The sequence below is a fragment of the Streptomyces sp. NPDC059009 genome, assembly GCF_042740175.1.
Taxonomy (GTDB): Bacteria; Actinomycetota; Actinomycetes; order Streptomycetales; family Streptomycetaceae; genus Streptomyces.
Genome location: NZ_JBHYJB010000001.1, coordinates 197,304 through 220,907, shown reverse-complemented (window position 1 = coordinate 220,907; position 23,604 = coordinate 197,304). Strand labels below are relative to the sequence as shown.

The 23,604-nt window shown below is 69.9% G+C and carries 27 protein-coding genes; 15 read left to right on the top strand and 12 right to left on the bottom strand.

Translation table 11 applies throughout. The features are described 5' to 3' along the window. The first annotated feature begins 41 nt into the window (after positions 1 to 41). Positions 42 to 1,040 (top strand): DMT family transporter, encoded by a 999-nt coding sequence (locus ACFWYM_RS01030; protein WP_384828515.1) that lies wholly within the window; start codon positions 42 to 44, stop codon positions 1,038 to 1,040. 410 nt (positions 1,041 to 1,450) lie between these two features. Here ACFWYM_RS01030 and ACFWYM_RS01025 read toward each other — a convergent pair whose 3' ends face one another. Together ACFWYM_RS01025 and ACFWYM_RS01020 are read right to left on the bottom strand one after the other, a co-directional pair. After that, a complete protein-coding gene (locus tag ACFWYM_RS01025; protein WP_384828513.1) occupies positions 1,451 to 2,596 on the bottom strand; it encodes an RNA polymerase sigma factor in 1,146 nt (381 codons plus the stop codon). After that, positions 2,593 to 3,000, bottom strand: a complete 408-nt coding sequence (locus tag ACFWYM_RS01020; RefSeq protein ID WP_384828511.1) for a YciI family protein — start codon at positions 2,998 to 3,000, stop codon at positions 2,593 to 2,595. Before ACFWYM_RS01020 ends, ACFWYM_RS01025 begins: the two co-directional genes overlap by 4 nt. A gap of 247 nt (positions 3,001 to 3,247) precedes the next feature. On the opposite strand from ACFWYM_RS01020, the gene ACFWYM_RS01015 reads away from it, so the two are divergent. Then, on the top strand, positions 3,248 to 3,757 hold the full coding sequence (locus ACFWYM_RS01015) for a hypothetical protein (RefSeq protein WP_384828509.1): 510 nt from the start codon (positions 3,248 to 3,250) through the stop codon (positions 3,755 to 3,757). Between the two features lie 90 nt (positions 3,758 to 3,847). Here the strand turns inward: ACFWYM_RS01015 and ACFWYM_RS01010 are convergent, their stop codons facing one another. Both ACFWYM_RS01010 and ACFWYM_RS01005 read right to left on the bottom strand, forming a co-directional pair. After that, positions 3,848 to 4,639, bottom strand: coding sequence for an ArsR/SmtB family transcription factor (locus ACFWYM_RS01010; protein ID WP_384828507.1), 792 nt, complete (start codon positions 4,637 to 4,639; stop codon positions 3,848 to 3,850). 41 nt (positions 4,640 to 4,680) lie between these two features. Continuing rightward, on the bottom strand, positions 4,681 to 4,899 hold the full coding sequence (locus ACFWYM_RS01005) for a hypothetical protein (RefSeq protein WP_384828505.1): 219 nt from the start codon (positions 4,897 to 4,899) through the stop codon (positions 4,681 to 4,683). 53 nt (positions 4,900 to 4,952) lie between these two features. Here ACFWYM_RS01005 and ACFWYM_RS01000 point away from each other — a divergent pair, with 53 nt between their 5' ends. The 4 genes from ACFWYM_RS01000 to ACFWYM_RS00985 all read left to right on the top strand — a co-directional run bounded on the left by ACFWYM_RS01000 (position 4,953) and on the right by ACFWYM_RS00985 (position 6,676). Further along, the gene (locus tag ACFWYM_RS01000; RefSeq protein ID WP_384828503.1) at positions 4,953 to 5,147 is read left to right on the top strand and encodes a hypothetical protein; all 195 of its coding nucleotides are present in this window, start codon (positions 4,953 to 4,955) and stop codon (positions 5,145 to 5,147) included. After that, a complete protein-coding gene (locus ACFWYM_RS00995; protein WP_384828501.1) occupies positions 5,144 to 5,347 on the top strand; it encodes a LexA family protein in 204 nt (67 codons plus the stop codon). Before ACFWYM_RS01000 ends, ACFWYM_RS00995 begins: the two co-directional genes overlap by 4 nt. A 24-nt stretch (positions 5,348 to 5,371) precedes the next feature. Further along, positions 5,372 to 5,584 carry a hypothetical protein gene (locus ACFWYM_RS00990; RefSeq protein WP_384828499.1) on the top strand — a complete coding sequence of 71 codons (213 nt, stop codon included), beginning with the start codon at positions 5,372 to 5,374 and terminating at the stop codon, positions 5,582 to 5,584. A 288-nt stretch (positions 5,585 to 5,872) separates the two neighbouring features. Further along, a complete protein-coding gene (locus tag ACFWYM_RS00985; RefSeq protein ID WP_384828497.1) occupies positions 5,873 to 6,676 on the top strand; it encodes a DNA polymerase beta superfamily protein in 804 nt (267 codons plus the stop codon). 471 nt (positions 6,677 to 7,147) lie between these two features. On the opposite strand, the gene ACFWYM_RS00980 is transcribed toward ACFWYM_RS00985, so the two are convergent. Next, complete coding sequence (locus ACFWYM_RS00980) at positions 7,148 to 7,447, bottom strand: hypothetical protein (RefSeq protein WP_384828495.1); 300 nt, start codon at positions 7,445 to 7,447, stop codon at positions 7,148 to 7,150. 141 nt (positions 7,448 to 7,588) lie between these two features. Continuing rightward, positions 7,589 to 7,999: an HAD family hydrolase gene (locus ACFWYM_RS00975; protein ID WP_384828494.1), complete on the bottom strand. Its 411-nt coding sequence runs from the start codon at positions 7,997 to 7,999 to the stop codon at positions 7,589 to 7,591. A gap of 382 nt (positions 8,000 to 8,381) precedes the next feature. On the opposite strand from ACFWYM_RS00975, the gene ACFWYM_RS00970 reads away from it, so the two are divergent. From ACFWYM_RS00970 to ACFWYM_RS00945, 6 genes are all read left to right on the top strand, one after another. Beyond that, positions 8,382 to 10,958, top strand: a complete 2,577-nt coding sequence (locus ACFWYM_RS00970; RefSeq protein WP_384828492.1) for a nitrate- and nitrite sensing domain-containing protein — start codon at positions 8,382 to 8,384, stop codon at positions 10,956 to 10,958. Continuing rightward, positions 10,951 to 11,400, top strand: a complete 450-nt coding sequence (locus ACFWYM_RS00965; protein WP_384828490.1) for a roadblock/LC7 domain-containing protein — start codon at positions 10,951 to 10,953, stop codon at positions 11,398 to 11,400. Before ACFWYM_RS00970 ends, ACFWYM_RS00965 begins: the two co-directional genes overlap by 8 nt. Then, positions 11,397 to 11,759 carry a DUF742 domain-containing protein gene (locus tag ACFWYM_RS00960; RefSeq protein WP_384828489.1) on the top strand — a complete coding sequence of 121 codons (363 nt, stop codon included), beginning with the start codon at positions 11,397 to 11,399 and terminating at the stop codon, positions 11,757 to 11,759. The genes ACFWYM_RS00965 and ACFWYM_RS00960 overlap by 4 nt, the downstream gene beginning before the upstream one ends. Further along, positions 11,740 to 12,324, top strand: coding sequence for an ATP/GTP-binding protein (locus tag ACFWYM_RS00955; protein WP_384828487.1), 585 nt, complete (start codon positions 11,740 to 11,742; stop codon positions 12,322 to 12,324). The genes ACFWYM_RS00960 and ACFWYM_RS00955 overlap by 20 nt, the downstream gene beginning before the upstream one ends. A 47-nt stretch (positions 12,325 to 12,371) precedes the next feature. Then, positions 12,372 to 12,857 carry a roadblock/LC7 domain-containing protein gene (locus tag ACFWYM_RS00950; RefSeq protein ID WP_384828485.1) on the top strand — a complete coding sequence of 162 codons (486 nt, stop codon included), beginning with the start codon at positions 12,372 to 12,374 and terminating at the stop codon, positions 12,855 to 12,857. Positions 12,858 to 12,945: 88 nt separating this feature from the next. Continuing rightward, positions 12,946 to 14,304 (top strand): damage-control phosphatase ARMT1 family protein, encoded by a 1,359-nt coding sequence (locus ACFWYM_RS00945; RefSeq protein WP_384828483.1) that lies wholly within the window; start codon positions 12,946 to 12,948, stop codon positions 14,302 to 14,304. Positions 14,305 to 14,446: 142 nt separating this feature from the next. Here ACFWYM_RS00945 and ACFWYM_RS00940 read toward each other — a convergent pair whose 3' ends face one another. Beyond that, entirely contained in the window at positions 14,447 to 15,820 is a 1,374-nt protein-coding gene (locus ACFWYM_RS00940) for a fibronectin type III domain-containing protein (protein WP_384828480.1), read from the bottom strand. 484 nt (positions 15,821 to 16,304) lie between these two features. Between ACFWYM_RS00940 and ACFWYM_RS00935 the strand changes: the two genes are divergently transcribed. After that, entirely contained in the window at positions 16,305 to 16,901 is a 597-nt protein-coding gene (locus ACFWYM_RS00935) for a DinB family protein (protein ID WP_384828478.1), read from the top strand. 57 nt (positions 16,902 to 16,958) lie between these two features. Here the strand turns inward: ACFWYM_RS00935 and ACFWYM_RS00930 are convergent, their stop codons facing one another. The 3 genes from ACFWYM_RS00930 to ACFWYM_RS00920 all read right to left on the bottom strand — a co-directional run bounded on the left by ACFWYM_RS00930 (position 16,959) and on the right by ACFWYM_RS00920 (position 19,486). Beyond that, on the bottom strand, positions 16,959 to 18,152 hold the full coding sequence (locus tag ACFWYM_RS00930) for an NAD(P)/FAD-dependent oxidoreductase (RefSeq protein WP_384828476.1): 1,194 nt from the start codon (positions 18,150 to 18,152) through the stop codon (positions 16,959 to 16,961). 264 nt (positions 18,153 to 18,416) lie between these two features. Next, positions 18,417 to 18,917: a hypothetical protein gene (locus ACFWYM_RS00925; protein WP_384828474.1), complete on the bottom strand. Its 501-nt coding sequence runs from the start codon at positions 18,915 to 18,917 to the stop codon at positions 18,417 to 18,419. Positions 18,918 to 18,949: 32 nt separating this feature from the next. Then, on the bottom strand, positions 18,950 to 19,486 hold the full coding sequence (locus ACFWYM_RS00920; RefSeq protein WP_384828473.1) for a hypothetical protein: 537 nt from the start codon (positions 19,484 to 19,486) through the stop codon (positions 18,950 to 18,952). Positions 19,487 to 19,588: 102 nt separating this feature from the next. Here ACFWYM_RS00920 and murJ point away from each other — a divergent pair, with 102 nt between their 5' ends. Then, a complete protein-coding gene (murJ, locus tag ACFWYM_RS00915; RefSeq protein WP_384828471.1) occupies positions 19,589 to 21,334 on the top strand; it encodes a murein biosynthesis integral membrane protein MurJ in 1,746 nt (581 codons plus the stop codon). Positions 21,335 to 21,397: 63 nt separating this feature from the next. Here the strand turns inward: murJ and ACFWYM_RS00910 are convergent, their stop codons facing one another. Beyond that, a complete protein-coding gene (locus tag ACFWYM_RS00910) occupies positions 21,398 to 22,030 on the bottom strand; it encodes a TetR family transcriptional regulator (protein ID WP_384828469.1) in 633 nt (210 codons plus the stop codon). 106 nt (positions 22,031 to 22,136) lie between these two features. On the opposite strand from ACFWYM_RS00910, the gene ACFWYM_RS00905 reads away from it, so the two are divergent. After that, positions 22,137 to 22,838: a nitroreductase family protein gene (locus tag ACFWYM_RS00905; protein ID WP_384828467.1), complete on the top strand. Its 702-nt coding sequence runs from the start codon at positions 22,137 to 22,139 to the stop codon at positions 22,836 to 22,838. Between the two features lie 3 nt (positions 22,839 to 22,841). Here the strand turns inward: ACFWYM_RS00905 and ACFWYM_RS00900 are convergent, their stop codons facing one another. Continuing rightward, positions 22,842 to 23,573, bottom strand: a complete 732-nt coding sequence (locus ACFWYM_RS00900; RefSeq protein ID WP_384828465.1) for a cysteine hydrolase family protein — start codon at positions 23,571 to 23,573, stop codon at positions 22,842 to 22,844. Between the last annotated feature and the right edge of the window lie 31 nt (positions 23,574 to 23,604).

Sequence of the window (23,604 nt, the reverse complement as noted above, 5' to 3'; positions counted from 1 at the left end):
TTCGGTAGACGCCGAAATGAATCACTCCTAGAGTGGCCGCCATGCGATCCCGTCTGACTATCTCCTCGCCCGCTGCGCTCACGGTCGGCGCCGTGTGCTTCACCGTGTTCGCCTGGGCGTCCGCCTTCGTCTCGATCCGTAGCGCCGGTGCCGCCTTCTCGCCCGGTGCGCTGGCCCTGGGGCGGCTGGCTGCCGCGTCCGTGGTGCTGATCGTCCTCGTACTGGTTCGGCGCGAAGGGCTGCCGCCGCGTGAGGCGTGGCGGGGGATCGTGGTGTCGGGTGTGGTCTGGTTCGGCGGCTACATGGTTGCCCTGAACTGGGGTGAGCGACTGGTCGACGCGGGCACGGCCGCCCTCCTCGTGAACATCGGTCCGATCCTCATGGCCCTGCTCGCGGCCCGGCTGCTGGGTGAGGGGCTGCCGCCGCGGCTCGTGGCGGGCATGGCCGTGTCGTTCGGTGGCGCGGTGGTGGTGGGGCTGTCGATGTCAGCCGGATCCTCGGAGTCCTCGGGCTCAACTCCCTTGCTGGGCGTCGTGTTGTGCGTGCTCGCGGCCGTGGCGTACGCGATCGGTGTGGTCGCGCAGAAGCCTGCTCTCTCCTACGGCACGCCGCTGCAGATCACTGCGTTCAGCTGCCTCGTCGGCACGGTTGCGTGCCTGCCGTTCGCGGGGCAGCTGGCGACAGAGCTGCCCCGGGCCCCGGCCTCGGCGACGCTGAACATGGTGTACCTCGGCGTGGTGCCGACCGCCCTCGCGTTCACCACGTGGAGCTACGCCCTGGCCCGCACGCCCGCCGGAAAGATGGGCGCGACGACGTACGCCGTCCCGGCCATCGTGGTGGTGCTCAGCTGGGTGTTCCTGGACGAGGTGCCGGCCTGGCTGACGCTGCTGGGCGGCGTGCTGTGCCTGGCGGGGGTGGCGGTGTCCCGGTCCCGCGCCCGGTCGCAGACCCGTACGGAAGGTCGTGACAGTGCGGCGGCGGCGGACGGTGCGGCGGCTGCGGGTGACCGGGAGGAGGCGGGGGCCGGGGCGGAGGGGTGAGGCGGGGCGGCAGTCCACGGCGAGGGGGGGAGGTGCAGTGGACTACCGCGAGGTCGACATTAGGGATCCGTGCAGGTGCGCGACATTGGCTCTTCGTGCCATGCCTGGTAGGGCAGTGCCCGAATGGCAGGGGCAGGGGCAGGGGCAGGGGCAGGGGCTGAGGCAGGTGCAGGGGGTCGTGTGACGATCGCGCGGGGGAGAAGAGTGCGGTGACGAGACCCGAGCCGTCGTTCGGGCGGCGCTTGTTGATCGAGTCGCTGGCGCTGTTGGCGGCTGATGCTTCCGCGGTCTGTGGTGCGCGGTGATGTCTGCGGGCCGGCCCGATGAACGCCGCGCTGCAACAGGGGAGTTACGGGCATCGCTGCCGACCGCCGACGGCCCACCCGCGGGGCCACCGACGAACCCGCCACTCAACCGCGCAGCTGCGCGTTGAGCCGGGCCGCCTGTCGTGTGAGGTGGTCGCGTTCGGGGATGTTGGGGGCTGTCCGGGCGGCCTGGGCGTAGAGCTGCGCGGCCGTGGTGAGATCGCCATCGCGCTCGTGCAGGTATGCCGCGACGGCGGTGTGCCGGGGCAGGGCGGGGTCGAGTTCCGCGAGCGCCGCCAGGCCGGCGCGCGCGCCGTCGGCCTCGCCCACCGCGACGGCCCGGTTCAGGCGGGCCACCGGGCTGTCGGTGAGGCGCACCAACTCGTCGTACCACTCGACGATCTGCACCCAGTCGGTCTCCTCGGCCCGCTGGGCGTCGCCGTGGAGCGCGGCGACGGCCGCCTGCGCCTGGAACTCGCCCAGGCGGTCACGGGCGAGGGCGGCCTGGAGCAACTCGACGCCCTCGGCGATCAGTTGGGTGTTCCACAGGGTGCGGTCCTGCTCGGCGAGTGGTACGAGGCTGCCGCCGGGCGCGGTCCGGGCCGGGCGCCGTGCGTGGTGGAGCAGCATGAGCGCCAGCAGGCCCGCGACCTCCTCGTGGTCGGTCCTGGCGGCCAGTTGGCGAGTGAGCCGGATCGCCTCGGCGGCGAGGTCGACGTCGCCGGAGTATCCCTCGTTGAAGACCAGGTAGAGCACGCGCAGCACCGTGGCGACGTCGCCGGCCTTGTCGAACCGGACGCCGGAGACGGTCCGCTTGGCCCTGCTGATCCGCTGGGCCATGGTCGCCTCCGGCACCAGGTACGCCTGCGCGATCTGCCGAGTGGTCAGACCGCCGACCGCGCGCAGTGTGAGTGCGACGGCCGAGGCCGGGGTCAGGGACGGGTGCGCGCACAGAAAGTACAGCTGAAGCGTGTCGTCCACCGACTCGCCCTGACCGGGCGGGGGTTCGGCCTCGACCCGTTCCTCGCGTCGCTGCCGGGAGGTATCGGCGCGGACGGCGTCGAGGAACTTGCGCCAGGCCACCGTGATCAGCCATCCCTTGGGGTCGCGCGGCTCGTCGGCCGGCCAGCCGCGCACCGCCTCGACCAGGGCGTCCTGTACGGCGTCCTCGGCCGCCGCGAAGTCCGCTCCGCGGCGGACGAGAACACCGATCACCTCGGGCACCAGCTCCCGGAGCAGCGACTCGTTCACTCGGTGACCGTGCAGTGCTCGCCGTAGAGCGGGCGCACCTCGAGCCACTCGTGGATCGGCTTGCCACCCGCACCCGGAGCCGCGGACAGCTCACCGGCCAGCTCGAGTGCGCGCTCGTACGTCTCGACGTCGATGATCATCCATCCGGCGATCAGGTCCTTGGTCTCCGCGAACGGGCCGTCGGTGACCGGCGGCCGCCCCTCGCCGTCGTAGCGGACGAACGTGCCCTCCGTCGAGAGCGCCTGGGCGTCGACGAACTCGCCGCTCTTCTCGAGCCGGGCGGCGAAGTCGTTCATGTACTTCACATGGGCCGTGACCTCCTCCGGCTCCCACTGGTCCATCGGCACGTCATTGACCGCTGCCGGCGCGCCCCGGTAGTGCTTGAGCAGCAGGTACTTGGCCATCGTCTTCTCCTTGGTGAGGTACGGCCATTGTGGCCGTGTTCGCTCCTGGGACGGAGCTGCGCGCGGGTTCTCGACATCCCGTCGGAGATTTTTTGGCGGACTTTCGAAGACTCCGTGCTTCGGCTGCAGACCGGGGGCGGTGCTTCCTCTTCCCACGGGCCGACCGGACGAGCCGAAATGCAGGTCGGGCCGCGGACACGAGAAGGCGGACACGAGAAGGCGGACACGAGAAGGCGGACACGAGAAGATGGCGGCCATGCAGTGCATCGAGTTCCTGAACTACCCCACCGGTGACGAGGCGCCGGACCTTCTCGAGTGGGGCTTCCGCATCGACGGCACGGACCTGCGCGTGTGCGCCGCCGATGCCACGCGCGACCTCTGGCGTCGGGAACGCGAGGGTGAGGACGAGGACTTGGCCGAGCAGGAACGCTTCCTGCTCCATCAGCACGGCGGCCTCGCCCTGTCCGAGGTCGCCGACCCCGTACGCCACTTCCTGGGTGACCCGGCCCCGGTGTTCGCTGATCCCTCCACCGGCACCACTCCGGTTCTGGGTTGCTCGTGCGGCCTCTGGGGCTGCTGGCCCCTTCTGGCCACCATCACCACGACTCCCGAAACCGTCACCTGGTCCTCGTTCCGGCAGCCCTTCCGCAAGGAGTGGGGGGAGCTCGCCATGGGCCCGTACGTCTTCGCCCGGCCTGCGTATGAGGCCGCGCTCGCACATCCGGTCCGTCTCACTGCGAACCCGCTGCGGTGGTGATTCCGTCCGTCTGCGGCCGGTCAGGGGGCTGATTCAGTAGGGGCGGGGGATTCAGGCTGAGCGGGTGCCTGCTTTCCAGGCGTAGTTGGGTCAGCCCTTGTCGGAGGGGAGGGGTTCGCCGGTTTCCAGCAGGCTCTTGAGGCTGGAGAGGATGGGCGGCCATCCCTGGCTGCACATGGAGTGGAGGATGCCGGTGGGGTCGAACTCGTGGGTGACGGTGAGCTTGACCTGGTCGCCGTGGGGTTCGATGTCGAAGGTGACCTGGGAGCGGCGTTCGGTCGCGAGCCGGGCCCGCGTTTCCTCGCTGACGCCGTTGGCCTCGGCCCACTGGGGGCTGAAGGTGTGCCAGGTGTACGACAGCCGGCGGTGGGGCTCGTGGGCGAGGACGATCTGTTCGGGGTCCTGGGTGGTCGCTCCGGTCTCGGTCCAGGTCATGGGGGACCCCTCGGCCCAGTCGGTCGCGAAGCTGACGCCCCAGTAGCGGTCGGTGAAGGCCGGGTCGGTCAGGGCCTGCCAGAGCCGCTCGGGGGTGGTGCGGATGTAGGTCGTGTAGACGAAGGTCTTGTTGTCCATGGGAGCTTGCTCCAGTGCTCTCTTCAGGTCCGCGAGCGCGTTGACCCGCTCGCGGTCGAATTGGCTGATCCATCGCTCCGCGATGGCGTTGATCGGAGCTGCGTTCACGTAGTGCAGCTTCTCCCGTCCCTGCCACACCGTGGTCACCAGCTCGGCCGCTTCCAGCACGGCCAGGTGCTTGCTGACCGACTGCCGGGCCATGTCCAGCCCCGCGCACAGCTCCCGCAGGGTCTGCCCGTTGCGAGCCCGCAGCCGGTCCAGCAGCCGACGGCGACTGGGGTCGGCCAGCGCCTTGAACACCGCGTCCATATGCCTGCCATCCCCAATCATGCAGCCGGGAGGCTGCATTTCTAAGATAGGCACCCGATCGGCTGCACGTCAACCGCAGGGTCGTCGTCGGGCGAGGGGCGGTCGGTGGTCGGCGGTCGGTGGTTGGCTGTTGGTGGTCGGGGCAGTCTGGTGCCGCCGTATCGCCAGTCGGCGACGTCGGCGGCGATCGCGAAGGTCAGGGCGAAGGCGCCGAGCAGCATGCCCGCCGATCGGGCCGCGCTCAGGCCGGTGATGGTCACAGATCCTGGCGGCGACTTGCCCAAGAAATCGAACACGTGCTCTAGTCGAAGTCATGGGGCATACCATCACCGATGACCTCGTACGGACACAGCGCGCGTGGACGGAGACCTATCAGCAGCTGGCCGAGCAGCCCGGACGCACCGTGCTGCGCCGCCGCCTCCTCTGTCTGTCCCGGGCGCTGGCCGAGGAACGGTTGAGCCCGACGGAGCGCATGGAGCTGCGGCGCCTGGCGCGGGAGGGGCGGTGACCGAGCGACAGGAGCAGATCGTGCGGTGCATCAGGAAGTGGGTGGCGGACAATGGCGAGCCCCCGACGCTCGGAGAGATCGCGGTCTACGTCGGACTGTCCAGCCGGTCGTCCGTGCACTACCAGTTGAAGCGGCTCGAGGAGCAAGGTGTTGTCGTGCGGGACGAGCGCCGCCGGCGGGCGTATCGGCTCGCGAACTGACCAGTGCGGCGGGAGGGTGGATGTATGGCGCCAGTGATAGTTGTGCATCGCCCGTCTTCGAGTGGCGGGCGCCGGGTCACCGTGGACGACGCGATCCTCGGTCTCGCGCGCACCGACCGTGACTTGATCGAGTTCCTGCGCCGGGCCGGGCTGGAGAACGCCGAGGAGTTGGTGCTGGGGGACTCGCCGCTCATCGACTGGCGGGGCGGTCATGCGCATGAGTACGAGGCGGCTTAGCGGGCCGTGTTCCGTACGGTGTTTCGTGCGGTACAGTTGATCTTGAGCGGGTCGCCGGAACTCCCGGTGCCTGACTGTGCGTTGGTCGTCCAAGGAAAGACGCCCCGCTTCCTGCGGGGAAATGCAGGTGCAAGGCCTGCCCAGCGCTCCGATCTCGGCCCCATCTCGTTTCTGCGGGATGGGGCCGAAGTGCGTCCGGATGCGTGTCTGGATGTGCGTCTGAGGGTGGACCGGTAGGCCCAAGGGGTCCGGCACGACACGTGAGTTCAGGGTGGAACACTGGCGACCATGACTGACCACGTCCTGCAGCCCGCAGCCGAAAGGCTGCGGGAGGCCGGTCTGCCCACGACCGATCTGTCCCCCGTCCTCGCGGAGCAGGGCCATCCCCTGGTCTTCGCCACCGTCTCCGGCGCCCACCTCTACGGCTTCCCGTCACGGGACTCCGACGTCGACCTCCGAGGCGCCCATCTGTTGCCCGTCGCCGACCTGATCGGCCTGCGGGAACCGGAGGAGACCCGGACGCAGATGGGCGACCGCGACGGCGTCGAGATGGATCTCGTCACGCACGACCTGCGTAAGTTCGTCCGGCTGATGCTGCGCCGCAACGGCTATGTTCTCGAACAGCTCCTGTCGCCGCTGGTCGTGCACACCACCGCCCTCCACGCCGAGCTCGCTGCGCTCGCACCCGCCGTGCTCACACGCCACCACGCCCACCACTACCGGGGCTTCGCCGTGACCCAGTGGCGACTCTTCGGCAAGCAGGGCGAGTTGAAGCCGCTGCTCTACACCCTGCGCGTGCTGCTCACCGGCATCCATCTGATGCGCAGCGGCGAACTCGTCGCCCACCTTCCCTCGCTGACCGGTCTGGTCGGCGAAGCCCCTGCGTACACGAGCGAGTTGGTTGCCGCCAAGACGGAGGCCGAGCACGGGCCCGTACCGGACGTGGTCGCCGCAGCGCGGCTGGAGGCCGATGTCGCGGCCCTGCACGCCGTGCTCGATGCCGCCCAGGATGCCTCGTCCCTGCCGGAGAGCCCGGACGCGCCCGTGTACGACGCTCTGCACGACCTTGTCGTACGGGCGCGGACAGACTGACTCAGCGGCTGCTTTGCCATACGCCGCAGCCCTTTAGCCTTTCGCCCCGCTCTCCCGTGGGCTCACGGCTCACGGTCCGAAGGGGCCCGCGTTCTGCCTCGCGGCGTTGGACTCGCCCAGACCCTGGGCGAGTGACTGGTCCGCTGCCCCGCGCTCCAGTGCCCCGCGTTCCCCCGAGCCGCTCCTGCGCCGCAGTACAACCAGGCATCCCCCGATCGCAACTGCGAGCACGATCACCATGGACACGATGATGGTCATTTCCCCGTCCCCGTTTCTCAGGCGGAACTGTCCTGTGGCTCCTTGCCGATCTGTGTTGCTGCCTCTGGCCTGGTCAGAGGGTAGCCCGTAGTCCCTGGCAGTGGCAGTGGCAGTGGCAGTGGCAGTGGCAGTGGCAGTGGCAGTGGCAGTGGCAGTGGCAGTGGCAGTGGCAGCGGCAGCGGCAGCGGCAGTGGCCGGTGGGCAGGTGGCCGGTCAGCCGACGATCGAGAAGGAGATCGTGTCCTGGGAGTACCAGTCCAGGTGCTGACTGTCCTGCCACTCGTCGTGCTCGAATTCCAGGCGCTCGATGAGTTGGGTGAGGTCGTACCTGAAGTCGGGGTCGATCTGGTCCAGCACCGCGCGGTAGGCGTCGGCCGCGGGCTTGGCCTTGGACAGGGGCCAGCGGCCTATTTCCGGGTAGCCGTCGAGGGGGCTCGGGATGGAGAAGGAGATCTGCTGGAAGCGGAGGACGTCTGCCTGGTCGGCGGTGCTGAAGTTGATGACTTTGCTCATGTGCGTATGGTGCCAAGTGGCACTGACAGTGCCGGGTTTCGTCCCTCTCCCTGTCCCTCGCCGTCGCCCGTGCCGAGGGTCCCGGGGGAATCAGCGCGGGGCGGTCTCCGAACGCGTGATGTGGAAGCCTCTTCTCTGGAGTCAGTGCTCTGATGCCAAGGGGTCCTCTTCCAGGTGAGCCGCTATGCGCGTCATGGTCCCTGCGTTGTCCTCGAACAGATGGGCCTGCATGCCTGCGGCTTGGGCGGCGTCTATGTTCGGTGTGGCGTCGTCGATGAAGAGGCAGCTCTCCGGTCGTACGTCCAGGCGTGCGCATGTGGCCTCGTAGGCGCGCAGGTCGGGCTTTTCGATGCCGATCTCGTGCGAGTAGACGATCTGCTCGACGAGTTCGTCGAAGTGGTAGAGCGTCGTTTCGCGTTCGCGTGCGCCGACGAAGCTGTTGCTGAGGATGCCCAGCCTGCAGCTTCCCCGCAGGCCGCGAACGTACTCGATGAGTTCCTTGTTCGGCGTCCCCAGGTACTCCGTCCACAAGTCGGCCATGAAGGCGTCCACTTGAGGGCTGTCGAGGCCCAGCCGGTTTCCGGTGTGAGTTCGAGTACGCCGCCGATATCGAGGATGGCGCAAGTCTCTGTCATGGATCGTGGAATACGTCGATGTGATTCCGGGCCACGCAGTGCTAGAGGCGCATCCGCTCAGCAGATCACCGACCGCCCTCGGTGGGCAACGGTATCGCTGAGACGCTTCCTGGTTGCGGGGAGTGCGCGGTTCCACATAAAGGACCGAAGTCCATCGAGCCGGGACCAACGTAGCCGAAAAGATCTTTGTCGACATGTTGGGATCGACCTTCGACCCGGGAGAGGGGAGAGGCAGCCACCGCTCCGCCCGCCCCCGGGCCACCCCGTTCCCTTCGACGAAGACGAGCTGACGAGTACACGTGAAGCACACCCCTCCCGCCACAGACGACCGGAAGACGGCCCGAGGACGCGGGAAGGCGCGTCGGCGCGCCTGGTCCCTCGCCGATCTCCGGGTGCCCGAGCGGATGCTCGTCGTCGTGCTGGTTCCGCTGCTCGCCGCGCTCACCTTCGCGGGGCTGCGCATCCACGACGCGTGGCAGACCGCCGACCGCTCGGGCGACATCCGCAGCATCGCGGACGCCAGCCGTTCCGCCTCTGATCTCACCCGGTCCCTTGCCGCGGAGCGGGATCTCACGACCGATCCGCGTAAGCAGAAGGCCGAGGGCAAGGGGGCTCTTGGCGGGGCGCGGCGCACCACCGACCGTGAGGCCGGTGACTTCCAGCGGGAGCTGGACGCGCTGCCCACGGGAGCGGGCATGGACCGGCATCGCAGCGCCATCAAGGACTCGCTCGCGCAGCTGACCGCCCTGCGCGCCGCCGCCGACAAGGGTGCGCCCGTTCCCGAGGTCGAGAAGGGGTACGGGGCGCTTCTCGTCTCCATCAGTGGTGTGCACAACCAGGTGGGTGGCATCGGAGAGAACGCTCAGTCCGCCGGGTGGACGCTCTACTCCATCGGTCTGAACAGCATGATGCTCACCAGCCAGCGTTCGATGCTCGCCAGCGCCGAGAAGGACGGCAAGCTCGGCTCCGGGCAGCTCGGTGACATCGTGGCCTCCCAGCTCGTCCGGGACATCACCGGCAATGAATTCATGCTCTTCGCCGATGACCGTGAAGCCGCGCGGTACAAGGAGATTGCCGGGTCCGGGGACTCGAAGGTCGTCGACAAGGCCGTCGCCGCCGTGCAGCGCACCGAGGGCGCCGGCCTCGCCAAGTCCCTGCCCAAGGGCTGGTATCCGGCGATGACCAAGGTCAGCGAGCAGCTCACCGAGGTGCAGCACGACGTCGAGCGGCGAGTCGTGGCCGCCGCGGACGCGCAGCGCGACAAGGCGCGCGACCAGATGTGGACCGACGCCGCCGTCGCCGCGGTCATCCTCGTCGTCGCGGCCGCCCTCGCCTATCTCACCTCCCGCCGGCTCGTCCGCGGCCTGCGCTCCCTGCGCGCCTCCGCCACCACCGTCGCCGACGAGCACCTGCCCGAGGTGACCCGGCACCTCACCCAGGGCACCCGGCTCCCCGCCGAGCTGGAAGGCAAGGCGCTCGGCATCCGTTCCAGGGAGGAACTCGGCGATGTGGCGCGTGCGTTCGACCGCGTCTACCTGGAAGCCGTCCGGCTCGGACGGGCCCAGGCCGAGCTGCGCGAGGACGTCAACGCGATCTTCCGCAACCTGTCGCGGCGCAACCAGAACCTCGTACAGCGCCAGCTCGCCCTGCTCACCGACCTGGAGTCGCAGGAGCCCGACGCCCAGCGCCTGGCCCGCCTCTTCCAGCTGGACCACCTCTCCACCCGTATCCGCCGCAACAGCGAGAACCTCCTCGTCCTCGCCGGCGCGGAGATCGGCAACCACCGGTCCGCGCCCCTGGACGCGCTCGCCCTCACGCGCACGGCCGCATCCGAGATCGAGCAGTACGAGCGCGTGGTCTACCGGGCCCTCCCCGACGTCGCCATCGCCGGGTACGCCGCCAACGACCTCGTCCACCTCACCGCCGAACTCCTCGACAACGCCGTCTCCTTCTCCAGCCCCGACACCCAGGTCACCGTCAGCGGCCAGCGCGTACCCGACGGCCGTCTGCTCCTGGAGATCCGGGACATGGGCATCGGCATGAGCGAGGACCAACTCGCCACCGCCGACGGGATCCTGCGGGCCACCGCCGACACGAAGGTCGACGTCTCCGACACCATGGGGCTGTACGTGGTCGGGACCCTCGCGCGCAAGCACAACGTCGAGGTCCGGCTCCACGCCAACGTGCCCTCCGGGCTCGTCTCCGCCGTGATCGTGCCGAAGGAGCTGCTGGCCGCGCCGGAGCGGCCCACCATGGCTGTGGGGCAGGCTGTGGGGCAGGCGATGGGACAGGCGGTGGGGCAGGCGGTGGAGCCGGGGGCGCAGGGTGCGCTGAGTGCGCAGGGTGGGCCGAGTGCGCCGGATGTGTCTCGTGTGGCTCGTGCGGCTCGTGCGCCTCGCGTTCTGTCGCCTCGGGCGGTGCGGACTGCCTCGGTGCCGGCCGCTTCTCCCGTCCCCGCTCCCGCCTCCGCTCCTGCCCCATCTCCCGCTCCCGCTCATGCGGTGGCCCCTGCTCAGGCTGGCGCTCCCGCCCACGCCGCGTACGAAGCCGCCTATGAGGCCGCGTATGAAATCGCCGACGGCGACCAGCCCGCCGTACCGCAGGACACCGACGCCCCCCTCGCCACCACCACGGCGGGACTCCCCGTCCGTACGCCCCAGGCGCGCAGCGGACGCGTGGCCAAGTGGCCCGAGGGGGCGGCCCCGGCGCAGGAGTGCGGGGGCGCCCCGTCCGGGCGGCCCAGCCCCGAGGAGCTGCGCGACCGCATGAGCGGACTGCACGCGGGCATCGCCCATGCGGGCAGCGCTCACGCGGGCAGCGCTCACGCAGGTCCGCAGTCCAACGGCACGGACCAGGAGGAGGCCGCCCATGTATGACCCGCTGCCCCGGGCCACGGTCCCTTCGGGCGGTCGTGCCGTCGGTGAATTCCGTTGGCTGCTCGACCGGTTCCTGGACCAGACGCCCGGCATCCTCGACGTGGCCGTGGTCTCCGCCGACGGCGTGCTGCTCTCGCGCGCCGCGCTGCCGGAGGCCGTCGCACCGGAGCTCGCCGCGCCGATCGCGAGCGGCGTGGCCGCCCTCGCCGCCGCGGGCTCCCAGTTGCTCGCCGCGCCTCCCGCGCAGCGAACCGTCGTCGAGATGCAGCACTGCGTGCTGATCGTGATGGCCGTGGGCGACGGTTCGATGCTGGCGGTGTCCGCGGACGCCGCCGTCGACCGCGCCGTACTCGGCTATGAGATGACCCGTCTCGTACGGAGGGTCGGGCAGGTCCTCACGCCCGCGCTCCGCGACACGCTGCGCCGGAGCGCCGACGCATGAGCCCCGCGACCGGGGCCGAGGCCATCCCCCTCGGCCCCCGCCCCTACGCCCTGACCGGGGGCCGCACCGAAGGCCAACTCCCGCTCGCGATCGAGGCGTTGGTCACGACCGTGCGCGTCCACGCCGCACCGGGCGCCGTCGCCGGTCTGGGCCCCGAGCACCGGGGCATTCTCGGGCGCTGCACGGTACCGACCTCGGTGGCCGAGGTGTCGGCCGTCCTGGACGTGCCGCTCGGCGTGGCGCGCGTCCTCGTCTCGGACCTGGCGGTCCAGGGCTTCGTCACGATCAACCAACCCGCGGACGGACAGCCGACCGCGGCCCTCATGGAAAGGGTCCTCGGTGGCCTTCGCCGTCTCTGATCCCCCCACCACCGCGCCGACCACCTCGGCGAAGATCGTGGTGGCAGGTGGCTTCGGCGTGGGCAAGACCACGCTCATCGGCTCCATCTCCGAGATCACGCCGCTGCGCACGGAGGCCGTGATGACGTCCGCGTCCGAGGGCGTCGACGATCTGGCGCGCACCCCGGACAAGCACACCACCACCGTGGCCATGGACTTCGGCCGCCTGAGCCTGGACGACGAACTCGTCCTCTACCTCTTCGGTACGCCGGGCCAGGACCGCTTCTGGTTCATGTGGGACGACATCGTCCGCGGAGCCATCGGCGCGGTGATCCTCGTCGACACCCGCCGCCTCGCCGACTCCTTCCCGGCGGTCGACTACTTCGAGCACCGCCGACTCCCGTTCGTCGTCGGCCTCAACGCCTTCGACGGGCATCAGCCCTACGACCCCCACGAGGTGCGGCAGGCGATGCAGATCAGCGAGGACGTGCCGGTGGTCCCCATGGACGCCCGTACGCGGGGCGGCGCGAAGTCCACCCTGATCACGCTCGTCGAGTACGCGCTGTCGCGCCACTGCCGTACGTGACGCACTGCGCCCGCGCCCGCACCCCATCCCGCCCGGAGGTTCCTCCCATGCCCCCAGTCCGGCACCCCGTTCCCACCCACGACGCCCGCACGTCCGACGTCGCCACCCCCGACGAGATCGTCCGCGACTTCTGCGCGCGCACCCCGGGCGCCACGTTCGCCGTCCTCCTCTCGGCGGAGGGGCTCGTCCTGTGCGCGTCGGACCACCTGCACCCCGACGACGCCGAACGCCTCGCCGCACTCGCCGGCAGCCTCGGCGCCCTGACCCGCAGCGCCGCCGAGGTGTACGGCGGCGGCTGGGTCAACGTCACCACCATCGACATGGGCCGCGACCACCTCTGCCTCATGCCCGTCGACGAGAACGCGAGCCTGCTGTTCAAGGCGGACGAGCACGGTGACCACGGTGAACGCGGCGAACTCTCCCACGTCCTGTACGAGGCGGCCCGCACCGCCGACGACCTGGCCCGAGCCCTCAACGACCCGATGCACACGGGCCGGTGGCGGATGTTCCTCGGGGCCGGTGGCCGAGTCTGAGGGGACACTGGAGGCTGAGCCTGGGCCCGGGCCCGGGCCCAGGCTCGGGCCCGGACAGCAACCGCTCCCCTCGGAGGATCACCCCGTCATGCCAGACGCCGTCGACGACGCGCCCGTCATCCTCAGCAACGAACCCGGATCCTTCCCCCGGAGCGTGCTGGCCGAGAGGCACCCGGCCCTCATCAAGAGGGTGCGAGACGCCTTCCCGTACGGACCGGAGCAGCACCGGGCGCTCGACGCGCTGCTCGCGTCCAGTACGACAGGAGTGATCGAACCCCTGGGGCTCGATGCCCATGACCGGTGGCTGTGGGAGGGGTGGCAGCGGGGGCCCGGCGGGACGTCGTGGATCGGGCAGTCGTGGTTCGACGTGCCGTTCCTGTGGGCGGAGAGCTTCTTCTACCGGAAGCTGCTCGACGCCGTCGGCTACTTCGAGCCCGCTGGGGCAGGGGCTGGGGCAGGGGCAGGGGCAGGGGCAGGGGCAAGGGCTGGGGCTGGGGCCTGGCGGGGCGTCGATCCCTTCCGGCCCTTCAAGCTGGTGGAGTTGGAGAGCGAGGAGGCCGGGGCGGAGCTGGCGGCCTTGGAGTCGCTCGCACTGCTGCCCGTCGAGGAACAGGACCGTGCCCTGCTGCACGGATCGCTGTGGGGCAATCGGGCCGACCTAGGCTTCCGTATGGTCGCGTCCTCCTCCGGCGGCGGCGGCGGTGGTGGTGGTGCGGCGGACACGAGCGGGGACGGGGACGCGCGCGGGGACGGGGACGGGGACGGGGATGGGGATGGGGATGGGGGCAGGGGCGATGCGGATAGTGCGGACAGCAGTCCACTTGTCGCTGACGACTCGGAGGAGTTGTGGGCACTGCTGCCGGTCGGGGGAGCCGGGACCGTGTACCTGGTCGCGGACAACGCCGGTCGTGAACTCGTCCCCGATCTCCTGCTCATCGACCATCTGTTGCGTCAGCGGCGCGCCGAACGCGTCGTCCTGCACGTCAAGCCGTATCCGTACTACGTCTCCGACGCCACGACCGCCGACGTCGTCGACGGCCTGCGCCACCTGAAGCAGGCCGGAGGTGTCGCCGGTGAGGTCGGGGCGCGGCTGTGGGCGGCCATGGGGAACGGCCAACTCGCCGTGCGTGCCCACTCCTTCTCCTGTGCGCCCCTTCCTTACGCGGAGATGCCCGACGACCTGCGACGCGAGTTCGCCGAGGCCACGGTGACCGTCCTGAAGGGCGACCTGAACTACCGGCGCCTGGTGGGAGACCGACTCTGGCCAGCCACCAGCTCGTTCGGGGAGCGGACGGCGTACTTCCCGAGCCCCGTCGCCGCGTTGCGCACCCTGAAGTCCGACGTGATCGTCGGGCTCGACGCGGCGACGGAGGCCGCGCTCGTCGCCGCGTACGAGCAGCGGTGGCGCACCAGTGGGACGCATGCGCTGATTCAGGTGCGTGGGTAAGTCGGAAGTGACAGCGGGGGGTTGGTTGTCGGGTTGAGGGCCGGGAGGGGCAACGGCTCCCGGCCCTCAGTCTCCCGGGCCCCCTCAGTCTTCCGGGCCCCCTCAGCCTCCCGGGCCCTCGGCTTCCTGGCTCTGGTGTCCGTCAGGCGGACGGTATGGCCGGCACCTCGGGGGAGAGGGCCGATTCGAGGCCGTCCTCGTTGAGGGTGGCGACGGCGTAGTAGTACGTCGTGCCGCCCGTGAGGCCGCGGTCCAGGTACTCCGTGCTGGACGTGGTGTAGGTGAACTCGGCGTGCTCCTTGGTGACTTCGGGCTTCGTGGAGCGGTAGACGCGGTAGCCGGTCACGGGTGAGTCGCCGCTGCCCGACGGGACGCCGTACCAGCTGAGGCGGACACTGCCCACGCCCGGTGCGATGTCGTAGATCTGCGTGGCGCCCGGCGGCTGCGGCTCCGAGTACGTCGGCCTCACCGATGCGGAGGCGGGCGAGGCGACGTCGTACTGGGTCGTCGCGACGACGGCGTAGTAGTAGTCCCGTTCGTCCGCGGCCTCGCTCACCGTGGTGTGGTACTCCGGACGCGTCGTGGTGGCCACGCGGTTGGCGGGGTCGGTGATGTCGACCGGGGACGTCTTGGAGCGGTAGATCGTGTAGGACGCGACCGGTACGTACGGGCTCTGCGACCAGGAGAGGCTGAGCCGCTTGCCGACGAGCTGGGCGTCCGCGAGGGCAGGGGCCTTGGGCGCGGTGCCGGTGCCGACGGTCTTGGTGGCGGTCACGGGGTTCGACGCCGCGGACTCGTTCCCGACGGCGTCGACGCCCCGCACCTCGTACGTGTACGTGAGGCCCGCCTCGCCCTTGGTGTCGCGGAAGGTCAGCGACGTCGTCGAACCGACCTTGGTGCGGCGGGCGTTGGGGGACTCGGCGCGGTACACCACGTACTTCACCGAGTCCGAGTCGCCGGTGCGCCATGTCAGGGTCACGCCGCGCTCGTCCTCGCGGACGCGGGTGAGGTCGCGCGGTGCGAAGGGCGCGACGGTGTCGCGGGTGCCGCGGAGGGGCTCGGTGTAGGGCGAGACGTGCCCGGCGTCGTCGAGGGCGCGGACCTTGTAGGCGTACACGACGTCGGGGTCGGCGTGGCCGTCGACGTACGCGCCCGTTCCCACGGTGGCGAGCCGCGTGTACGGGCCGACCTCGTCGTCCCCTGTGCCCTCGGCCTCGGCGCGGTACACCTCGTAGGAGGTGGCGGCGGAGAGCGTGCCCCAGGAGAGGGAGACGGATTCACGCCCGGAGTCGACGTGGAAGCCTTCGGGGGCGTCGTAGAGGGGGTTGTCGGGCTGGTCGGGGTCGTCGCCGGTGCGTTCGGCGGAGCTGAGGGGTGGTGCGGCGGGTGCGGCGGGTGCGGCGCCGGGTGCGGATGCGTAGGCGGTGCCTATGCCGGTGAACCCGAGGGCGAGGACCACGACGGCGGTCGCGGAGGCGACGGCTGCGGGTCTGAGACGGCGTGAGCTCTGAGACACGGCTGGCGTTCCCTTTCCGATGGAACCACGTACGGGCGTACGGGAGTTGGGGATGCAGTCGTGGGGGGAGTGGTGGAGCGGGTGGAGCGGGTCGTACTGGTGGCGCTGTCGCGCTGATGGTGCCGTGGGGGCACAGCACTGTAGCTCGCGTGGGTCGGGGGACGGGAATCGGCGCGCCCTGCGGGTGAGTTGACGCGCCCTCCCCGCTGTCCGAAGGCGCTGTCCGAAGGCGTTGCTCGTACATCACGGTCCCTTCGCTGATGTTGGTAGTCGACAGCGACGCCCCGCCTCAGTGGCTCGTCCACCAGGTGATGCCCGTGGCGATGGACCAGAGGACTGGGAGGGCGTCTCACGTGGCACGTTTCGCGGGCTTCGTGTGGCAGGTCAGGGCGGCGGCCATGGTCAGGACCCCGGCTCCGCCGGTCGTTTCGGACCACGTACGGGATCTTGAGGCCACGAGCAGCCCATGGCAGGCTCGTGCCGCATGATCGATGAATTCGCGAAGGACAACCTGCACGGGAGACTGCGGCGGGACCGCGAGGCGCTGCTCTGGAAACTCGACGGCTTGTCCGAACACGACGTCCGCCGGCCTCTGACAGCGACCGGGACCAACCTCCTCGGCCTGGTCAAACACGTGGCCACCGTCGAGGCCAGGTACTTCGGCGAGGTCTTCGACCGCCCTTCCCCGGAACCGCTGTCCCGGTGGCAGGACTACGACGGCAACGATCACTGGGCGGCCGAGGACGAGACCCGCGATCAGATCATCGCGTTCTACCGGCGCACGTGGGAACGCTCGGACGCGACGATCGACGAGCTTCCCCTCGACGCCCCCGGCCACGTGCCGTGGTGGCCGGAGCCCGATCCCAACACGAACCTGTTCGCCGTCATGGTCCATGTCCTCGGTGAGACCAACCGGCATGCCGGGCACGCCGATATCCTGCGCGAGGGCCTCGACGGCCGGACCGGGGTGCGCCCCGAATACGAGATGGACATCGACGAGGAAGCCCGTGCGGCCTACCGCGCGAAGATCGAGCAGGCCGCCAGGTCGGCCGTCGGCTCGGCCGCGCCGATCAAGGCTTAGAGGTTGCCTCACGGGCAGAGAGGCGCCGTTCCGTTTCGGAGAGGTGGAGGCGAGCTGTCACTGGGGGAATCGCTCCGGGCGGAAGTCCGCGAGCATCTCGTCCCTCTTCCCGCTGAGGATCTCCGCGGCGAGCAGTCGCCCGATCACCGGGCCGAGTGTGATGCCGCTGTGGGAGACGGCTTCGAAGTAGCCGGGCACGGACGGCACCGCGCCCACTGAGGGGAATCCGTCGGCGGGGATGGGCCGGTTGGATATCCGTGTCCGGGAGATACGGGAGTCGGCGAGCTCCGGCACGACCTGGCACGCTGATTCGTGCAGCAGCTGCGCGAGTTCCTGTGCGTCTTCGTTGGCGTCGATGTGCGGGTCGACGTGCGGGTCGACGTGCGCGGCGATGCGTGCGTCTATGCGTGCGTCGATCTCGCGGCTGTGGAGGACCACCGAAGCGTCTCCGTCAGGGCGGATCTCGATATGGGGAGCGTGCATGGCCCGGCGGATCGGGACCTGGTCACAGTCGAGGCGGGTGACGGCGCCGGGCTCGCGGCGCATCGGCAAGTGCCGTCCGACGAGCCCGGCGACCTGGGAGGCGCCCGGGCCCGCGGCGTTCACGACGGCGTCGACGTCGAGACGGCTCCCGTCCGACAGAGCCACGGTCGTCCGGACGCTCCCGTCGGCGCCGACGCCGGCGCCTCGGACGATGTCGCGGACCGTGGTGCCGAAGCGGTGCACGGCGCCGGACCCGAGAGCCCGGTCTACCAGGCGGCCGACGAGATGACGTCCGTGCACCCAGGCTTCGTCGGGATAGAAGAGGACCTGGGCGTCGTCGGGGACCGCGAGAGCCGGTTCGAGGCTGCGGCGGACCTCAGCGCCCGTGCGGACCTCGACCCGGTAGTCCCAACTGGCCAGCAGCTCCGCTGTTTCCAGGAACTTCGCCTCCGCCGCGGGATCGTCGTTCGCCCAGCGCAGGTGGCCGTTGGGATACCACCACGAGTCCGGCCCGATGTCCTCCGCGAGCTCGCGGTACGCCGCCAGGCCCGCGACGTTCAGGTCGAAGTAGGACCTGCGCTCGGTCTTGTTGCTGGCGTTGACCCACGAGAAGGACCAGTTGGTGACGCCTTCGCCGGGCCGGCCCGCGTCGATGAGGACCACCTCGGCCCCGTGCCGCGACAGATGCCAGCCGACGCTGGCCCCGAGGATGCCCACTCCGATGACAGCGACACGCTGGGGCCGCTCTCGTACGTACCCGGCGCTCACGAACGCCCCCTTCACACAGGACTAGGACTAGGACTACGGATGAACTCCCGCCTCTAGCATGCCGTCACCCCGTCACCCCGTCACCCCGTCACCCCGTCACCCCGTCACCGTGGTACGTCATGGTCAACGTGTCGGGCTTGACCGTGACGACGGCCTGGGCGCCGGGCATGGTGGACGTGGCGGGCAGAGGCGCGCAGAGGCGCGGTGACGGGCGGTTGCGGCGTGGGACGGTGGCGCGAGTGGTGAGAGTGCATCCCGAGAGGCTCAGGACGTGCCGGGCGAGATCCAGCCGTCGTTGTCCCGGTGCCGGTCCAGCCCCACAGCGGTGAATTCGTCCTCACCGGGTCCCGTCCGCACGCCCAGCCGCCGAAGCGCCTGAGAGATCGGGCTCACCGCCGGGCGGCCCGCGTTGCCTGCGTCTCCCGTCGACTCATCGACTGGCCCCAACTCCAAGGCCCCATCAGCCCAGACAGCGGCCTGTTGCTCGCCCGCGCCGCCGAAGTACTCGGCCTCTACGTAGGCCACAGGCCCCGCGAGGGACCAGTCAGCGAGCACCTTCTCGAAGCCTTCCGGGAGCCGCCAGAAGCCCAGAGCGCCCTCGGCGTCGACGCCGACGCCGTCCGTGACCGAGTCGAGGACCTCATCGGTCATCGGCATGAGGGCCAAGCCCTGTGGGAGAGCTGCCACTTGGGCGCCGGGAACCGCAGCGGCCGCGGACCGCAGCAGATCCTCTCCCGCGATCACCGCCTGCAAGTCGTAGCTCATCTCGGGCCCCCTGTCCCTGTCCCCTGATCCCGTCATGACTCGTCGGCGCAACGGCGAGCCTGCCACACCCGCCACCTGTGCCTGACTGCTTCGAGCTCGTTGCGTGGGAAGTCCCGCCCCCACCTGTCGCGGTATTCGTCCTCGCCGTGGGTCCTTGCGATGCCGTCGAAGCAGCGAACCGCCGCACGAGCAAGACGATCGAGGCTCACCGCTCCTGACCACAGCTCGGATCCTGCTGCGTCGTGGTCATTGCCGCGCCGCATTTCGAGGAGGCGGAGCCATACGGTGTCCCCTTTGCGGGAGAGGAGCCATCGATAGGCGGTCGGCTCTGCCTCGAACTGCACGAAGTGCAGCCTCGTTTCCGGCTCGTCGGTGATCAGCCGGGCCACAGCCGTCAGGAGATCCTCAGGCGCGCTGCTCATGTACGAGGCGGTCAGCTCGACCCTCACGGCCTCTGCCTCGACCACGCACTCCGCCCAACCCCGTCCGGTCAACGTCCAGGTGAGCCGCAGGGCGGTGGATGCGGACACAGCGGCCTTTCCCGTACCGGAGCCGTCGTGAGAGGTCATGCGTCGCACCGTAAAGCAGCATTCGGTTCCGTACTGACCGGGTGGTGAGGATCTCTCTCGCCTTTCCGTGGGGAGGGCCTTCTCCAGCCGTACGTTGGGGCGATGACGGAGGGGACGACGCCGACAGCGGCGACAGCGGCGACAACGCGGCCACGTGAGCAGCAGGGGTGGCGGAAGCGGCAGAAGGGGCGGCATGCCGCCCCGAAGACGGACCGGGGCAAGGGTGGCGGCAAGGGCGGCGGCAAGAGCGGGCTGGCTCGTTCGTCGCTCGTGATGGCCGTGGGGACCGTCGTGTCCCGGGCCACCGGGCTCATTCGGCAGGTGTTGCAGGGCGCCGCGCTCGGTACCGGGCTGCTTGCCACCACCTACAACCAGGCCAACACCGTGCCCGCCAGCCTGTACTTCCTCGTCATCGGCGGGGCCCTCAACTCCGTGCTCGTCCCGCAGTTGGTGCGGGCCCGGGCCGAACAGCCGGACGGTGGCGCCGCCTTCGAGCAGCGACTCGTCACCCTCGTGCTGTGCGTTCTCGGGATCGGCACCGCGCTCGCCGTGTGGGTGGCGCCGGAGATCATCAGCCTCTATCAGAGCGATACGCCCGAGAACCATGAGGCGTTCCAGCTGACGGTGACCTTCGCACGGTTCCTGCTGCCGCAGATCTTCTTCTACGGGCTGTTCAGCATGCTGGGGCAAGTGCTCAACGCCCGGAACCGGTTCGGGGCCATGATGTGGACCCCCGTCCTCAACAATGTCGTTCTCGTCGGGGTGTTCGGGGTGTACGTCGGGCTCATGACCGTCCCGGACCGTGTGCAGGACATCACCCAGGCCCAGGTCACGCTGCTCGGCCTCGGTACGACCCTCGCCCTGGCCGTTCAGGCCCTCGCCCTGATTCCCTTCGTGCGCGCCGCGGGCTTTCGCTTCCGGCTCCGCTTCGACTGGCGCGGCACGGGGCTGCGCAAGAGCCTTGGTGCGGCTCGCTGGACGTTGCTCTTCGTGCTGGCCAACCTCGTGGCCGGCACCGTCGTGACCCGCTACGCCTCCGCCGCCGACCAGGCCCTGCCCAAGGACGGCGTGGGCTTCACCGCGTACTCCAACGCGCAGACGATCTGGATGCTGCCCCAGGCCGTCATCACGGTCTCCCTCGTCACCGCCCTGCTCCCGCGCATGAGCCGGGCCGTCGCCGAGCGGCGCCTGGACGACGTGCGCCGTGATCTGTCCCGCGCGCTGCGGATCAGCGGAGTCGTCATCGTCCCCGCCGCCTTCTTCTTCCTCGCCTTCGGCCCGCGCATCGCGCAGCTGCTGTTCGCCCACGGCGCGGCCGACGCCGCGACCGCCGCGCCGCTGGGCCACATGCTCCAGGCGTTCGGCCTCGGTCTCATCCCGTTCTCCGCCCAGTACTTGCTGCTGCGCGGCTTCTACGCCTTCGAGGACACCCGTACGCCGTTCTTCATGGCCGTGTGGATCGCCGTCGTCAACATCGCCCTGGCCACGGGCTGCCATCTGCTGCTGCCCGCGCGGTGGGCGGTCACCGGGATGGCAGGTGCGTATGCCGTCTCGTACGGGGTGGGGCTGCTCGTCACCGCGCTGCGGCTGCGGCGGCGCCTCGAAGGGCGGCTCGACGGCAGGCGACTGTGCCGGACCTACGGCAAGCTCACCGCCTCCGCCGTCGCGGCGGGCGCGCTGGCCTGGCTCGTCGCCCGTGGGTGTGCCGGTGCCGTGAACGTGGGCTCGGGCACGTGGTCCTCCGCCCTCTCCCTGGCCGTGGGCGGCGCCACCATGGCGGTCCTGTTCCTGGCCCTGGCCCGTGTCCTGAGGGTGGGTGAGCTGCGGGGGCTGCCTGGGCTCGGGTGAGGCGGGCGAAGTGGGGTGAGATGGGCGCAGTGGGTGGGCGAAGTAGGGGGTGCCCGGCCGTCGTCAGTTCGCTTCCGGCAGAGCCTGGTCGAGGAGAACCTCTGCCGCCGCCCGCGCATGCCGGCCGTAGTCCGGATCGTCCAGGACCATGGCGCGGCTGGCCGCCCCGTCCGCGAGGGTGGCCAGCTGTTCGGCGAGTGAGTGGGGTTCGCGGCAGCCCAGCTCCGTCACCAGGGCGAGGATCAGCTGCACCATGCGCAGCTTCTGCTCCCGGGCGTAGGCGTGCACCGCGCTCTGCGGGTCGGGGAACTCCGCGGCGGCGTCGATGAACGGGCACCCCCGCACCGGAGCCGCGTCCGCTGCCACGCCCGCCCCCGTGTCTGCTGTCGGCTGGTCGAAGAGTTTGCGGATCCGGTCGCGGGGCGGGATGTCCTCGCGGGTCAGTACGCCTTCCAGCGTGGCTCCCGACAGCACGAGGCCCTGCAAGTGGGCGACGACCAGGTCGTTCTTGGTGCGGAAGTGCGCGTAGAGGGTCCGCTTGGACACCGGCGCTTCCTCCGCGACCTGTTCCATGCCGGTCGCGTTGATGCCCTGGGCCGAGAACAGCCGGGCGGCGGCAGCGAGGATGCGCTCGCGCCCGCCGCGCCCCCGCCGCTGGGGCGCCGTATCGGTCGTACTGCCTGTCGCCGCACTCATGAAGGAAGTATACGACTGCGTTTACTTGACGTGGAGTGGCGGGTTAAGGTGGCGTCCGCATGTAAACGATCGCGTTTACATGGACTTTCCGTCACCAAGGAGTGTCATGAGCAGCGCCATGAGCAGGTTCGTCCCCACCGAGCTGAGCGGCTGTGCGGAGAAGCTGATACGCGGTCGGCACGCGACCCGCGCGTTCCGTCCGGAAGCCGTACCCGAGGACACGTTGCGCAGGATCTTCGCGCTGGCCGGCGCCGCGCCCTCCAACTCCAACGCACAGCCCTGGCAGGTGGAGGTGGTGAGCGGCGCGGCACGCCGGCGCCTGGCCGATGCCCTGCAGACGGCCCACGCCGAGAGGCGCACCTCGGTGGACTTCCCGTATTCCGAGGGGATGTACGCGCAGGTGCACCAGGAACGCCGGGCGGCGTTCGGCGCCGAACTGTACGGAGCGCTGGGCATCGGCCCCGACGACCACACGGCACGCGCCGCCTACGACGCCGAGAGCCTGCGCTTCTACGGTGCTCCCCACGCCGCGTTCCTCTTCGTCCACGGTGAGGGCGAGGCGCGCCTTGCCGCAGATGTCGGCGGCTACCTGCAGACGCTGCTCCTGGCGATGACCGCGTACGGCGTGGACAGCTGCCCGCAGGGGCTGTTGAGCTTCTACGCCGACACCGTACGCACCGAACTCGGCGTCACCGCGGGCAAGTTGCTCGTCGGCATCTCCTTCGGTCATGCCGACGAGGCCGCACCGGTGAACCAGGTGAGGACCGAGCGCGCTCCGGTCGAGTCGACCACGGCCTTCCACGACTAGGCGCTACTTGAGCGACCTCTGCGACGGGACCACGACCCCGTAAAGGTCCTGGACCGTGGCGAGGGCCGACTCGTGGAGCTGCTTCGCGGGGATGCCGTGCGGGTTGCCCTTCAGTGGGAGGGGGCGGGTCGCGGAGGCATCGCCCACCACGGTCGGGTTGTTGCCGTTGAGGAACGCGCCCTGCGTGGTGAACAGGGTGCACATGTTCGTCATGAAGCCCGCGACGATGACGTTCTTGTTGCCCGCCTTCTTGACCTCTTCGGCGAGATTCGTGCCGTGAAAGCCGTTCGGGACGCTCTTCTCGACGACGGGCTCGCCCTTCACCGGCTTGAGTGCCGGAATGATCTGGCCCGCCTTGGAGTTGAGGTCGTATCCCTTGTCGACGACGTGGATGACCGGCGTACCTGCCTTACGGGCGCGCTTGAGGAGAGCCTCGGCGTTGTTCACCGCCGGGCGCCAACCGTCCAGTTCCAGCACGCCGTTGGTGTAGGTGTTCTGGTAGTCGACCAGGATCAGTGTCGCGTTCGAGAGCTTCGCCGGGGTCTCGTCCATGTTGTTGAGCCGGCGCAGTGTCTTTGTGTTTCGCGCGACGTTCTTTTCGTTGCTCTTTTCCTTGCTCATTTCTGACCCCTTCTCCGTGCGGGTGGCGGCCTCCGAGTTTCCGCCGCACGCCGTGGCGGTGGCCGCGAGGATGACGGCAGCGCCGAGCGCGGTGGCTGAACGAAGCAGCTTCATCGGACGAACTCCCTCTGCGCCGCCTTTTGGC

Coding starts and splice junctions, on each gene's coding strand:
- ACFWYM_RS01030 (WP_384828515.1), top strand. CDS start 42: ATGCGATCCCGTCTGACTATCTCCTCGCCCGCTGCGCTCACGGTCGGC.
- ACFWYM_RS01020 (WP_384828511.1), bottom strand. CDS start 3,000: ATGGCCAAGTACCTGCTGCTCAAGCACTACCGGGGCGCGCCGGCAGCG.
- ACFWYM_RS01015 (WP_384828509.1), top strand. CDS start 3,248: ATGGCGGCCATGCAGTGCATCGAGTTCCTGAACTACCCCACCGGTGAC.
- ACFWYM_RS01010 (WP_384828507.1), bottom strand. CDS start 4,639: ATGGACGCGGTGTTCAAGGCGCTGGCCGACCCCAGTCGCCGTCGGCTG.
- ACFWYM_RS01000 (WP_384828503.1), top strand. CDS start 4,953: ATGGGGCATACCATCACCGATGACCTCGTACGGACACAGCGCGCGTGG.
- ACFWYM_RS00990 (WP_384828499.1), top strand. CDS start 5,372: ATGGCGCCAGTGATAGTTGTGCATCGCCCGTCTTCGAGTGGCGGGCGC.
- ACFWYM_RS00985 (WP_384828497.1), top strand. CDS start 5,873: ATGACTGACCACGTCCTGCAGCCCGCAGCCGAAAGGCTGCGGGAGGCC.
- ACFWYM_RS00980 (WP_384828495.1), bottom strand. CDS start 7,447: ATGAGCAAAGTCATCAACTTCAGCACCGCCGACCAGGCAGACGTCCTC.
- ACFWYM_RS00965 (WP_384828490.1), top strand. CDS start 10,951: ATGTATGACCCGCTGCCCCGGGCCACGGTCCCTTCGGGCGGTCGTGCC.
- ACFWYM_RS00960 (WP_384828489.1), top strand. CDS start 11,397: ATGAGCCCCGCGACCGGGGCCGAGGCCATCCCCCTCGGCCCCCGCCCC.
- ACFWYM_RS00950 (WP_384828485.1), top strand. CDS start 12,372: ATGCCCCCAGTCCGGCACCCCGTTCCCACCCACGACGCCCGCACGTCC.
- ACFWYM_RS00945 (WP_384828483.1), top strand. CDS start 12,946: ATGCCAGACGCCGTCGACGACGCGCCCGTCATCCTCAGCAACGAACCC.
- ACFWYM_RS00935 (WP_384828478.1), top strand. CDS start 16,305: ATGATCGATGAATTCGCGAAGGACAACCTGCACGGGAGACTGCGGCGG.
- ACFWYM_RS00925 (WP_384828474.1), bottom strand. CDS start 18,917: ATGAGCTACGACTTGCAGGCGGTGATCGCGGGAGAGGATCTGCTGCGG.
- ACFWYM_RS00920 (WP_384828473.1), bottom strand. CDS start 19,486: ATGACCTCTCACGACGGCTCCGGTACGGGAAAGGCCGCTGTGTCCGCA.
- murJ (WP_384828471.1), top strand. CDS start 19,589: ATGACGGAGGGGACGACGCCGACAGCGGCGACAGCGGCGACAACGCGG.
- ACFWYM_RS00910 (WP_384828469.1), bottom strand. CDS start 22,030: ATGAGTGCGGCGACAGGCAGTACGACCGATACGGCGCCCCAGCGGCGG.
- ACFWYM_RS00905 (WP_384828467.1), top strand. CDS start 22,137: ATGAGCAGCGCCATGAGCAGGTTCGTCCCCACCGAGCTGAGCGGCTGT.
- ACFWYM_RS00900 (WP_384828465.1), bottom strand. CDS start 23,573: ATGAAGCTGCTTCGTTCAGCCACCGCGCTCGGCGCTGCCGTCATCCTC.